Genomic DNA, 12,635 nt, shown 5'->3' on the forward strand with positions numbered 1-12,635 from the left:
TAAAATCATCCAATACGCAACATGGTGCATATTCTTGGTTCGATAGGCCTAACCATTGTTGTGGCCGAGAACTCTGTTGCCGGGCCCAGCCTGGGACCTATCGACGCCGTCATCATCGTGATTTCGTGTAAAGCAATCCCGTTCGCGCGCACACAATCGGCCAATATCACTCTCAAGAGGATCAGCCGCAGTAACTACCAAATCGAGTACGCCTAGGGCACGCAGGACCTGGGCGACATTGCCGAAACCCACGCCCGGGTTCCCGGACTCAATCTTGCGCAAGGTGTCGCGGGTTCTTGCATGAAGCTAGCCGCCATCTAGATATTCAGATACCGATTTGGTATCTTGATATTTACATAAAGGAGGTCCTATGGCGAAGCGAACGGCGCGGCTCAGAGTTCCAGCGGACGTTGGGCTTGCGATCCAACAGGCTCGCCTAGAGCGCGGCATGACCCAAGCGGAGCTGGCCCACAACCTGGGCCTGACACAAAGCACAGTCAGCACAATTGAAAACGGCAGCTCCACTATCTACCTACGCAGGATCCTTGCAATGTCACGCGAACTTGGCCTTGAGCTGACTGCCTCCTGGGACGGCGCTGATGCTCCTCGCAGTTGAACTCTATGCCACGGTGGTTGGCACTCTCGAAGGGGACGCGCGGAGCTTCGACTTCACGCCGACCGATGATGCACTTAACCACTTCGGAGCAAACAGCAATATCCTCTCAGTGGCGATCCCGCTCACCCACCAGCAGGTCCGTCACCGGGCGGCACGCAGGCGCAACTGGTTTGAGGAGCTGCTTCCGGAAGGTGATCAATACGAGTACATGCTTGCTCAAGCAGGACTTCGCCGGGGTGACACCCCTGCGTTCCTTGCCCGGTATGGGCGCGACGTGGCCGGTGCACTGCAGATCTGGGATCAGGATGATCCAACCGAGCCCCTCACACCTGACCTGCGACCCCGAAGCAACACAGAAGTTCGCGGGTTACTACAGGACCCCATCAACTTTCCCTTAGCGAACGAACCGGGCCTCGGCAAGTCTTCACTTGGCGGCGTGCAACCCAAGATCGTCCTGGTCCGCACCGAAAAGGGGTGGGCCCAATCGTTGGGCGGCTACCCGACGACACACATTCTGAAACCAAAACTTCCTGGTCCACGGAGCACCACCATCTTCGACGAGGAATACGGCGCACGCCTTGCTCGCCTCCTTGGCCTATCGAACTATGCAACCCAGATCGACGTCTTCGATGGCCTTCCAACGCTCGTCGTTGAAAGGTACGATCGCGGCAATGGGGACCGGATCCACCAGGAGGACTTCAGTCAGGCATTAGGGGCATCACGAAACCAGAAGTACCAGGAACTTGGCGGTGTCGTTAGCCTCCCCCGGGTCGCAGACGCCCTCAAAGTTTTCACAACGAACGCGGATCTGCGCACTTTCGCACGGCGGGTCGTCACGTGCGTCGCCCTCGGTGACCTGGACATGCACACAAAGAACCTCGCCCTACTCCATCACCGTGATGGAACAATCGAACTGGCTCCCAGCTACGACGTCGTTCCGCAAGCTCACATGCCAAACGATGGGCGTTTAGCGATGGCTGTCAACGGCAAATACCGTCATCGCGACATCACACGCACAGACCTGATCGAAGAGTTCAGAGCTTGGCGGTTGCCAGACCCCCAAGCCATCATCGATGAAACCCTTGACCAGTTGGCACGCGCAAACAGTGACGAGGTAGCTCTGCCCGGCGCATACCCCGAGTTGCAAAGCAGCATCCAACTGTTCATTCGAAACCTGAGCGAGGGCGCCCCCGTCGGCCCCGCGCGCTAGCAAGGCAGCCCACACTGGGTGTGCGAGCACTTGTCGACGAGAGCTCCGCAAGGATCACCTGGTCCAGACCATCCAACTTCCGTGCAGCAACTATCGGTTCCCCACCTGAGCCTGATTCATACCTACACCTCCTGCAACCAGTAGACCCAAGACGAGGCGCGCAGAATCCAGCCATCGACCCTTGTTGACACCTTTCGACTATTTCGATTAGTTGTCAGACTGTGTTCATGATCAATGGATACACCGCCGCGTGCAGCTCAGCGACTTGCTCGACTACCAAGAACAGGTTTCCAAAGATAGGCTCACGCTCCTAAGAGAGATTGCATCCGACACCCCCGACACGGAGACCTTCTGCCACCCGAACCGCCCGCTGTGAGAGGGTAATTGACCATCCCAGTGATCGTGGGAACATGGGCAGGTTCCATGTTTCCTCAGTTCTCCCTATCTCCATCGGAGCTTGTTACAGCCGCGTGGACAGCACACCATGTCAGAAACTCTGATCTCGTTATAGACGGACCCAAACAGGGAGCCGCCAGCAGTTTGGGTCCTTGGTCCATGCTTAGCAGGCCGGCCTCACCGAGAGTGGTTAGGTCGGGCCAAGGACGTATAAATCAGGCTCCCAAGCCTGCGCACGGAAGCAAATATAACTCTATGGTTATTTGAAAACCGTTTTTATTGCGTGGTCCTGAATGCGGCGCGCAGTCCCTTGGGAGGGAACAACATGAAGCTCCTCATGAAAATCGTCGCGGCAGTCGCTGGCGTGTTGGTGATTGCTGGTGCCGCAATCTGGGGCAGCTCGGCAATCCTAGGGACCCCCATCTTTGGCGCCTCGGCAGAGACGACAAACACGCAGGTCGTCAAGGCTATCGAACGTAAGGAAGAGATCGCCCTCTTGAGCGTCTCCATCCAAGGTATCGCCGAAACGAACGGCCAATCACAGGTCTTCGGGTTCACCATCCCAGGCACAACCCGCACACGTTTCCTCCAATACAACTTCGACGCGAAGCTTGGGGTAAATGGCGAGGACGTGGTCCTGAAAGAAACGGGAGAGAATGCCTTCACCGTTGAGGTCCCGGAGTTCATCTTCATCGGTCACAGCAACGTTAGTTTTCAGACCGCAGTGGATCAGAACGGAGTGCTCTCGTGGGTAACACCCGAGGTCGATACGGCGGCTGTCGCCACCGAAATCCTCAGCGACGACTCCCAGCAGGAACTTGTTGTCAAGAACGTTGACCTCCTCAAGGACCAGACCACCAACTACTACACCTCGCTGATCCAAGGCATCGTTCCTGACGCCGAGGTGACAGTGGAGTTCGGCGACAACTTCGGGGATATAACACCCTGAGCAGGCAGCCACGATAGGCATCCGAGCACGCGGGCGTACCAGAGAGTCCGGGGCTCGCGCACCCTCAGAGTCCATCCTCATGATGGTCGTAGGTAGGGAGGAAGTGGCGAATTTTTGGGTTCACATTGACTCTTTCTCTCATTCAGTCAGATTCACCACCGGCCTCCAAGTTACAAGCTTCCACGGTCTCCGGCCAACAGTGCAAGGATGACCATAGGATCAAGGACGATCACGAGATGGAGATTTCGAAATGGCGCAGCACCGTCAGGGATTGGTTGTTGGCATCGCATCAAGCGCTCTCTTTGACCTGACAGACTCCGATCGAGTCTTTCGTGACAAGGGTGAAGACCCATATCGGGAGTACCAAGCCAAGCTGATTGATGAACCTCTCGCACCGCGACCAACCTGGGCTTCGCGGCTGGGCAGGTCTTGGGAAACCCGGCAGCAGATGCAAAAGGTACCGATTTACGCATTGCGTTCGACTCCGACGGTGTACTCGCCGATGACTCGTCTGAGCGAATCATGCAAAACGAGGGCCTCGATGCATTCAGGGCGCACGAGAGCGTCAACCTGTATGAGCCGTTGCCGGCAGGCCGACTTTCCGAGTTCCTCGGCGGGATCGACAAAGGCCCATTCTTGAAGGTTCTGCTCCCCCACATCTTCTTTGACGACCAGACAAAGAACTTGATTGAGGCCGCAGAAGAGATCCCCAGCGTGCACATCCCCTTTGGCGTAGCGAATGCCACGGACAGTAGCTAGCCCACTTGTCTCCCAACACCCACACCACCCAACAACTAGAGTGGTATTCAGCGACACTCACGTTGCCACAGAAGTCAACCGTGGGATCCCGCAAGACAAGGAACACCTCGCATGACCGTAGACCAGCACGTGGACGAGTACGATCCCCTTAGCGCGACCGACAGCGCACAGGATTCACCCACTTCGAACGAACCAAGCCTCGAGTCCGATGAGGAGCTCCGCGAGCGCGTCGAAAGAATTCTGGCTGAAGTTCAGGGCGGTTCAACCGCGAAATTGCCAGTTGGCGATCTCCTGCACTACTTCGGACACAAGAAACGCGGTCGGCGGATCAAGGCCCGTGTTGCTGAGGAGCTGGAGCGGCGCGACATCATCCCCACCCCTCCCTTCGAGAGCGCGGACCGTTGGGGTGAGATCACACTCCGGTCCAAGGGCCAGTGGACTCCCGAGCAAGCGCAAACTGTCCGTCTACCTGTATCCGCGTTGAGTGATGAGGACTTGGTCTTCACCTCAGTTCTGCCGAACGAGACCATCACAAAAGCCCGAACCTTGATGCTAAAGTACAACTTCTCTCAAATTCCCGTGATCGCCTCCAACGGAAAAGAGCTGCTAGGTAGCATAACGTGGCAGTCGATCGCCAGCCGTATGGGTCACACAAAGTCGACAGAAGCCAAGAAATGGATGATACCGGGAGGCTATATTGCACAGTCTTCTGACGATCTCATGGATCTCGTTCCCCATATCCTCAAAGATGAGTTCATCTACTATCGAAACGCCCATGGCTTCATCGTGGGTATCGCAACTGCGAGTGATCTCGCGGCATCGTTTCGATCCGCAACGGGCATTTTCCTCTCACTGGCTGAGATCGAAGGGCGCCTGAGATCCCTAGTCTACAAACTAGATGATCAGAACGTTATCAAGTGCCTTCCCGAACACGCACGCAACGACTACACAGGTGTCAGAGACTTATCCCTCAGTGATTACGTCAGTATTCTCGGCACCAAAAACTGGGAGATCCTGGGGCTAGAGCTCGACCGCTCAGTCTGCATAGGAAGTCTTCTGAAGGTCGTAGACGTACGAAACAACCTTATGCACTTCCGGCAGGAGCCCTCAAATGAAGAGGACGAACCTACAGTGGAACGGTGCCTCGCATGGCTACGAGCCATCCACCCAGAAACCGACTAGTCCCGTGAAGTCACCAAAGTACCGAGGCAACGGAGACACGATCGCAGGACCCCAGAAGCCAACATGCTGGATCGTCGACGTCGATGGGACACTCGCGCTCCTAAATGGGCGCGACCCCTACGAAACGGTCGCACTGAACGATGACGTCCCCAATCAGCCAGTAATCCAGGTCGTCCGCGCACTCGCTTGCCACCCGGATGTTGACGCGATCGTGGTTGTCTCAGGTCGCCAGGAACACTCACGCAAGGTGACCTTAGATTGGTTGGAAGATCATGGCATCCCCTTCAACGAGCTGCATATGCGGCCAACCGGAGACAACCGACCCGACCAGATGATCAAGGAAGAAATCCTCGACGTTCAACTACTCCCGCGGTACGAGGTCGTGGGCGTCTTGGACGATCGCCAGAAAGTCGTCGATATGTGGCGCCGCAACGGACTGACCTGTTTCCAGGTGGCACCCGGAGACTTCTAGACTGGATGAACGAGGACGCAGGTAGACGGCCACCTCTAGGTCCGCTCAGTCCAATCGCACCAGTGAGTCCCGAATCGACGCTGTCAATGCCTCTTGTTGAGATGCAGTCAGATGATCAGATGTGCGAATAATGCAGGTCCCAACGACCGAATGGGATCCCGGCCCAAGAATCGTGCCGTCAAACGCTGCCAAGTACTCATTTCTACTCTCAGCATCCTCGACTGTTGAGAACACCTCAACGGCCCCTCCGCCTTCAGTTCCAACGGAGACAATATCCCCTTCCTCGTAGATCAGGCTGCGGTCCACCAAGTCGGAGGTGAAGAACACGGCTGCGGTGTATCCGCCTTGCTTGTTAAGTTTCCCGTTGGGATCGTTCTCCTCGGTTGCTGCCTGCACGCCAACTATGTTCGGTAGACCTGTGATGCGCTCGATGACGAACTGTTCTGGAGGGTTTGTCACCTGCTCCATCTGAGCCACGCTCTGCTCAAATACATCGAGTGCTTCCTCGAGCTTGGCGATCTGCGTATCAAACGGCGGGACTTCGTTCATCTTCGAGGCAGCGGCCAGAATCTCGTCAGTCTCCGCTGGCATCGCCGGCACGGAGACCAACTCCGCCTGAGCCTGTCCGATCAGGGCCCCAGAGCTCTGGATCAGCTCGGGATCCAGCGGAGGATTCTCGGAGTTAATCGTAGCCTCGAGCTCACTAATGCTCTTGGCCAGCGCATCATTCTTCGCTTCCAGTCCCTCGGCCGCAGAATTGAACTCTGCCACGGCCGCTTCGTGTTCGGCTACTTCCAAGTCGTGGGGCACCTTTACCTGCGTGTACCAGAGCACCCCACCGCCAACTGCTAGCGCAATCGCCACTAGCGCAACCAACCACCACAGGGACTTTTTGGACTTCTTTGCTTGCTCATTCGGCATTCGGCATCACCTTTGGAAGATATCGCGACGATGGAACTGATCCCTCATTCATACACCTGTTCGGTTGTATGCGTGGTGCGAACCACCAGTTCACTTGAGTGGACCATTGCGTTTGCCACCTGGATGCAGGGAGGTGCCTATCCTTTCTTCACATCGGAATGGCGCAGATCGTCAGCGATCCGCTGGGCTTCCCAACGTGCTCATGCGAGAAAAACGGGCAACCTGCGACGCATTACGGCCTCCGCACGGCGGCCCCGCAGCTATAGTTACAGCCACGGGGCCGCCCATACCACTGACAACAGAATCCAAGCGCTACTTTGATTCCTTGACTGTGGTGTCAGGGTGGCCCTTTCCATACTTCCGGGTCACGTATCGACCGGTCTTCGCAGACCGGTAGCTACCTTTAGCCATCTTCACCTCCTTTCAACACGCGTTCCGCTCGTGGGAACCGGGACTAACTTAGCGATAGATCCAACATATAGTGGTGCGACACGCTGATAGATACTGTATATAGTGTTTATAGACGGCAAACGTCCGAATTCTCCATCGCACCCACCCATGACCGGCGGTCACCCCCTTCAACACGCCTGCCTCTCGATAGTCTTCCTGACCGCGGGAGCAGCCACGGAGATTGCCAAAACACCCCGCCCCCACACGTTAGCTGGGGACGGGGTGCCTTCAGGCCCTACTTACCGCTGGGACGCATACGGAACGATCCATTCGAGTTCTGGACCTTCGTGTACCCGCCAAACGAGTTGCTCGCGCCCGACTTCTGGTGAAGTCGGCTTGCGCTCACACCGCGGCTTGAGGACTTACCTGAACCGCTGCTCCGGGATGACTTTGACTTAGACATGCATTTCACCTCCTCTCAAAATCGTCGTTGACTTCTACGCCGCTGCGATCAGCGACCCGACACCGGGGACACTCCCGCCCGGGCACTCGGGCACAGGACCGCCCTTCTCAACTTCACAGCCCGAGGACGCCGCAACCACGCCCATCTGCCCCGCAGGCCAAGCGATCCGGGAAACCCGAGCAGCTGCCCGTCGCAGCTCCCCTGAAAGCGGAGAACGGAAACCCACCCGCTCAACAACGACCGCATGCACCTCCAGCCCGCGGTCCGATGCGAGGCGCGCCAGTCCCGCAAATGCGTGGTCCCCTGAAACAATCACCAGTTCATCAAACTCACCGGGTACCCTGCGCATGTCGATCGCCCTCAGCAGCGCCGCGTCAGCCGCATCCGGCGCGTTCGCACCGATAACCCACTTGGCATTCACGTGAGCGAGCTCTTTCCTGTAGCGGACCGCGACCCCCCTGGATGCGCCGATGACGACGTGGTCGTTAGGGGTGAGACCGCCGAGCTCCTTCTCCAATTTCGCCCAGATTCGCCGCAACTGCGCACCATCCACCACTGCCCCGTGGGTTATGTTCTCGACGTCGACGAGGACGTACCGCCGCGAAGTACTACCGTTACGCGGCGTGTTGTAGCCCAGCTGCTCGGCAGCCCCATCATCATGTACGGGAAAGGACACCTCCAGGTGAAACCCCTGACAGTCGGGACACGCGAAGACGCTTGCTCGCTTCCGCGTCGCACCTGCGCAGATCGCCCTCGCCCCATCGCGAGCCTGGTGCCTGTCTCGGTAGCGTTCCAGTCCGGTCTTCGAGCACTTTGAGAGGCGGTGGTTGAGGATTCGAGTGCCCACCCAGCCCTCCCCAGCAGGACTTTTCCTAGTTTCAAATCGTTTGGTGTTCATGTCATTGACCTTTCTTTTTCCCCGTCATTGGGTGGTAGGTCAAGTCCACCAAAGTGCCCTACGCAAACCCGGTGGAGGCCCGGCGAGCACGTGGGAACTACCTGGCGGATTCCCGGTATACCCGGTAAGAACCTGGTAAGTTCGGCTCTAGGAGACGGTGCGGCCCACCTGCACCAATGAAAGAGGCACCGTGGACGCAGCCGACCTGGTCAGGGACATTAAGAAAATTCGCCAGCGTGGTGCGCTCCGTACGAGGTTTGAAGATGCTCCAGCCGTTTACGCGGCTCTGACCCGCTTCCGTCCTAGTACTGGTGTTGAGCTCCGCCCAGCTGACTTGAGGGAGTTTCTCGCTGATTCCCTGGACCTCATGGAGGACCGCAAGTTCGCCGAGGCGCTTGGGCCAGCTCTCGGTATGGACGACATGGGTCGAGGTTCCGCAGACAGACGCGCCGACTTTGCTGCCGTTTTCGATCTGAGCGCAGAAACCGTTCGGCGCGCCGATGGCCTTGAGAACCAAGCTTTCGAACTACTAGCTCAGACAATCGTGTACCTGGTGGAAGGCTCCCCGCGAACACCCAGCGTGGAGCCACCCGTCAAGTCGGACGAGGACGTCGGCGCCACTCCTTCGTTGCCTATCTCCTCAGGGCCCACACTTGGGACATCTCCACAACGCATCACTGTGAATGTGCCACAGGACGTCGGCACAACCTATCAACGGCGGGCATTCGATGATGAGATCGACATGCTGTGGGCCTCCGGTGGGGACCGCCGGATATGGCTTCGAGGGGGACCTGGTGTGGGGAAGTCCTACACTGCGCGGCGAATCGTTCAAGAATCCCTCAGCATCGGTGGTCGCGGCGCGGATCAGCTGGTGATCTGGGTGGATTCCGCCAAAGAAGAGAGTATTGCCGAGGCGTTCTCCAAAGCCATGGATTTACTCGCGGGGGCAACGGCCGGGCAAGTCTCGCGCGACCAGATGATGGCTAAAGCCAGGAAGCTACATAGCACTCTCACCGCCAGTGACTGGCGCTGGCTCGTTGTGTTTGACAACGCCAACCCGAAGTCGCTACTTGACTCCGGGCTGATGCCAACCGGAAAGAATCCAAACGGCAGGGTTCTTGTGACGACACTTGGATCTGATATCCGAATGTCAGACCATGGGAAAATCGTCACAGCCGGGGTATTCAGTGCAGATGAGGCGGACAGTTTCCTCTTGCGGCAAGTAGATTCTCGGACTGGCGGACCAGCCGAAACGGCCTTGGCCAACGACTCGCGGCGCCACTCTCTAGCACAGACACTGAACTTTCACCCTCTTGCTGTCTCGATCGCTTCTGCAACCATCATTGCGAATGCGATGACCATTCCCGAGTGGATCTGCGAGTTTGAGGAAGTCGACCGCATGGACCATGCGGCTGACTCACCCGACCGCGGAGGCTACCCGCACCTAATTTCTCACACCTGGCAGATCGCGCTTGAGAAGGCTGCAGAGGGTCTACCCCCCGGGGTTGCGAGGCGCGCTGCTCTGGTCGGCGCTGTCCTCGATCCTGACGGCTACCCGACCTGGCTCTGGGACCACGAAGCACTAACCAGTTGGGTTGGAAACGGCGAGAAGCTGGCTCGCCGTCATGGTAGACCCGTCGTGATGCAGGCGTTGGAAGAGTATGGCGTTACCGAGTTTGTTGGAAGAAACTGGGCGTCCGGCCGCCTCACTATGCACCAGCTGGCAGCGCGAGCAATCCGTGAGAGCGCACAGTCCGCAGAGCTCAGCGAGTTAGTCGACATCCTGACGGAAGCGTTCCTCATCAGAGTGACTGAGCGCAAAGTAGAACCTGCATCGGAATTCCGACGACACCTCGAAGTCGTCCTTGCCTTGACGGCGATATCTGAGCGAAGCGCCACCACGTGTCGAGCACTGCTTGTGTACTTCCACTCTGGACGAGGACGCGAACTAGAAGTGGCGGCACAACGCTTAGAGGCGCAAGCCAGTGTGGTCGAGGACGTTGGCGGCACAACAGCACGTGCATACTTCGCTCAGGGATTTGCCGACAATGCGATTAAGCGGGAGGAGGGCGGCGACTACGAACAGGCAGCACCGCTTTGGACGAGGGCGTCTGAGCTCTATGAGGCCTGCCTATCCGACCCAGACGCCACGCCATATGAGAGAGCCAGCTGGTTATTCTCAATCGCCACTGCACAGGACCACCTGCACAACCGGGCTGCAGCCGATGCTGCCTGGGAACAGTCAGCACAGTTCATCACCGAGGCACTGGGGTCCGACGTGTCAGTCTCAGAACGTATCACCCTCGTCTCACGTATAGCGGAGCTTGGTGAAGAGATCCCGGATATTCCTGCATTGCAGCAGGTGGTTAAGGAAACTGTTGAGGTCGCAGAGGAGCTGGATCTAGCAGTCGCCGAACCGGAGGATCTTCCAGAGGAGGATTCACTTGCAGAGACTGCCTTGTCTTACATGGAGAGTGGAAGATTCCTTCACCTTGCACACCACAGTTTGTCCGCAATGCGACACTTGGATCACGCCGCGCAGCTCTACAAGCAGGCGGAATCTGCCGAAGAGCAAGCCGCACTTCTGGAGCTAGCAAGAGTGCAGGTATTCGAGGAGGCCTGGGATCAGGCCGAAGGGACTCTAACAACGCTAATAGGCGTGGCTCCAGATCACAGCGAGGCAGGCGTACTACGGGCAAGTGTGAGGGCGCGAAAGGGATCTGGATACACACTGGACTTGGTTCCTGCTGAAGAGAAGTGGCTTGAAAAGCAGCGGGAACGTGAGTTGATGAACTCCGTCGACTCCACACTGCTGGTCGAACTAGGAAAGCACGACGCGCACACCGCACTTTTGCGAGAGCTCGCAGACACCGCATACTCCTCCGGGCGCTTGTCAGAGCGCGCCGACTTTGAATCAATGGCACTTGAGGAGCTTCGTAGTCGTTCTGAGGACGAGCCGGGCACAATCGAAGAACAGCTTCTGTCCGCGTACCAAAGCACCCAGTTAGCCATGGTCCAGGCTGAAAGGTGGGCCGACGCAATCAAGATAGGCGAACAGGCCAAACAGCTCGCGTTGACTCTCAACGCATTAGATCCAGACGAAGCCAATTCGTTGAAGGCCGCTACACTCATAACCTTCTTTCTCGGTAGGGCGCATGCCGAGGTAGACAATTACCAAGAAGCAGAGACCGCCTATACCGAGTCTCTCGCGAACGCCGAACAAGTCCCGGTAACCGACGCGGAGTATGAGAGTGTCCGCCTGCTGTCAGCCGCAGCGCTCGAACGCCTTGGCGATGTACTGGGGGAGCAAGAACGCTACAAGGAAGCCGAAGACGCCTACACCCAAGCCCTGGCAATCGACCCCAACAACACGGACGTCCTCCTAGACCTTGGCGATGTGCTCCAGGAGCAAGAACGCTACCCGGAAGCCGAAACCGCCTACACCCAAGCCCTCCAACACGCCCAACAAGCACTGGCCATCAACCCCGACAGCGAGTTCGCCCACCTAGTGGCAACCCGCGTGCTCCTAAAATTTGGCGCTGCACTCGAGGCGCTAGAACGCTACCAGGAAGCCACCCAACAAATGCTGGCCGTCAACCTAGACAGTGAGCTCGCCCACCTACTGGCATCCACCAGCGCGCTCGAAGGACTTGGCGCTGCAATCAAGGCGCAAGAACGCTACCAGGAATCCGAAACCACCTACACCCAAGCCCTCCAACACACCCAACAAATGCTGGACATCAACCCAGACAGCGAGCACACCCACCTTCTGGCAGCCCGTGCCCTCGAAGAAATTGGCGATGTACTCCAGGCGCAAGAACGCTACCAGGAAGCCGAAACCACCTACACCCAAGCCCTCCAACACACCCAACAAGTGCTGGACATCAACCCAGACAGCGAGTTCGCCCACCTCCTGACAGCCAGTGCGCTCCGAGAACTTAGCGATGTACTCCAGGCGCAAGAACGCTACCAGGAAGCCGAAACCACCTACACCCAAGCCCTCCAACACACCCAACAAATGCTGGCCATCAACCCAGACAGCGAGGGCGCCCTGGGCGGCCTAGGGATTTCGGATAGTGGGCCCTCTTAGACTGGGGGCCTTACTGAAAGAGAGATCCGTAGGATGACTGCATCACGAAGGCGATTTAGCCAGGAGTTCAAGGACGAGTTGTGTCAGGAGGTGATTTCTACCTCGAGGCCGATTAGGGATGTCGCTGAGGCCTATGGGGTTGGCGCCGAGACTTTACGCAGATGGCTGATCAAATATCGTGAGGAACACGGCGGTAGTAACGAAGAGCTCACCTTGTCGGAGCGGGCTCGTTTGAAGGAGCTCGAGCGTGAGAATCAGGAGTTGCGGGCTGAGACGGCATTCCTAAAAA

The 12,635-nt window shown here is 57.6% G+C and carries 12 protein-coding genes and 1 pseudogene; 10 read left to right on the forward strand and 3 right to left on the reverse strand.

The genetic code is table 11. From position 1 onward, the window contains the following. The first annotated feature begins 21 nt into the window (after positions 1-21). From IDL90_RS02980 to IDL90_RS03010, 8 genes and pseudogenes are all read left to right on the forward strand, one after another. Positions 22-216, forward strand: coding sequence for a hypothetical protein (locus IDL90_RS02980; RefSeq protein WP_182142426.1), 195 nt, complete (start codon positions 22-24; stop codon positions 214-216). Positions 217-370: 154 nt separating this feature from the next. Then, a complete protein-coding gene (locus IDL90_RS02985) occupies positions 371-616 on the forward strand; it encodes a helix-turn-helix transcriptional regulator (protein ID WP_182142425.1) in 246 nt (81 codons plus the stop codon). Then, positions 600-1,826, forward strand: coding sequence for a type II toxin-antitoxin system HipA family toxin (locus IDL90_RS02990; RefSeq protein ID WP_187994274.1), 1,227 nt, complete (start codon positions 600-602; stop codon positions 1,824-1,826). The genes IDL90_RS02985 and IDL90_RS02990 overlap by 17 nt, the downstream gene beginning before the upstream one ends. Positions 1,827-2,547: 721 nt before the next feature. Then, positions 2,548-3,171 (forward strand): hypothetical protein, encoded by a 624-nt coding sequence (locus tag IDL90_RS02995; RefSeq protein WP_187994275.1) that lies wholly within the window; start codon positions 2,548-2,550, stop codon positions 3,169-3,171. 250 nt (positions 3,172-3,421) lie between these two features. Continuing rightward, a pseudogene (locus IDL90_RS11800) lies at positions 3,422-3,549 on the forward strand (5'-nucleotidase); the annotation flags it as partial. A 51-nt stretch (positions 3,550-3,600) separates the two neighbouring features. Next, positions 3,601-3,930: a 5'-nucleotidase gene (locus IDL90_RS11670; protein WP_316930268.1), complete on the forward strand. Its 330-nt coding sequence runs from the start codon at positions 3,601-3,603 to the stop codon at positions 3,928-3,930. A gap of 111 nt (positions 3,931-4,041) precedes the next feature. Then, positions 4,042-5,112: a CBS domain-containing protein gene (locus tag IDL90_RS03005; protein WP_187994276.1), complete on the forward strand. Its 1,071-nt coding sequence runs from the start codon at positions 4,042-4,044 to the stop codon at positions 5,110-5,112. Between the two features lie 4 nt (positions 5,113-5,116). Beyond that, entirely contained in the window at positions 5,117-5,584 is a 468-nt protein-coding gene (locus tag IDL90_RS03010; protein WP_223175118.1) for a hypothetical protein, read from the forward strand. A gap of 45 nt (positions 5,585-5,629) precedes the next feature. On the opposite strand, the gene IDL90_RS03015 is transcribed toward IDL90_RS03010, so the two are convergent. The 3 genes from IDL90_RS03015 to IDL90_RS03025 all read right to left on the reverse strand — a co-directional run bounded on the left by IDL90_RS03015 (position 5,630) and on the right by IDL90_RS03025 (position 8,256). Beyond that, positions 5,630-6,505 (reverse strand): hypothetical protein, encoded by an 876-nt coding sequence (locus tag IDL90_RS03015; protein WP_187994277.1) that lies wholly within the window; start codon positions 6,503-6,505, stop codon positions 5,630-5,632. Positions 6,506-7,190: 685 nt separating this feature from the next. After that, positions 7,191-7,358 carry a hypothetical protein gene (locus tag IDL90_RS03020; RefSeq protein WP_187994278.1) on the reverse strand — a complete coding sequence of 56 codons (168 nt, stop codon included), beginning with the start codon at positions 7,356-7,358 and terminating at the stop codon, positions 7,191-7,193. Between the two features lie 34 nt (positions 7,359-7,392). Further along, the gene (locus IDL90_RS03025; RefSeq protein ID WP_187994279.1) at positions 7,393-8,256 is read right to left on the reverse strand and encodes an NYN domain-containing protein; all 864 of its coding nucleotides are present in this window, start codon (positions 8,254-8,256) and stop codon (positions 7,393-7,395) included. Positions 8,257-8,446: 190 nt separating this feature from the next. Between IDL90_RS03025 and IDL90_RS03030 the strand changes: the two genes are divergently transcribed. Beyond that, positions 8,447-12,346, forward strand: coding sequence for a tetratricopeptide repeat protein (locus IDL90_RS03030; RefSeq protein ID WP_187994280.1), 3,900 nt, complete (start codon positions 8,447-8,449; stop codon positions 12,344-12,346). A 33-nt stretch (positions 12,347-12,379) separates the two neighbouring features. After that, positions 12,380-12,635: transposase (locus IDL90_RS03035; protein WP_187993918.1), on the forward strand; the 256-nt coding region annotated here is incomplete at its 3' end.

Source organism: Schaalia sp. JY-X159 (assembly GCF_014525425.1).
Classification (GTDB): Bacteria; Actinomycetota; Actinomycetes; order Actinomycetales; family Actinomycetaceae; genus Scrofimicrobium.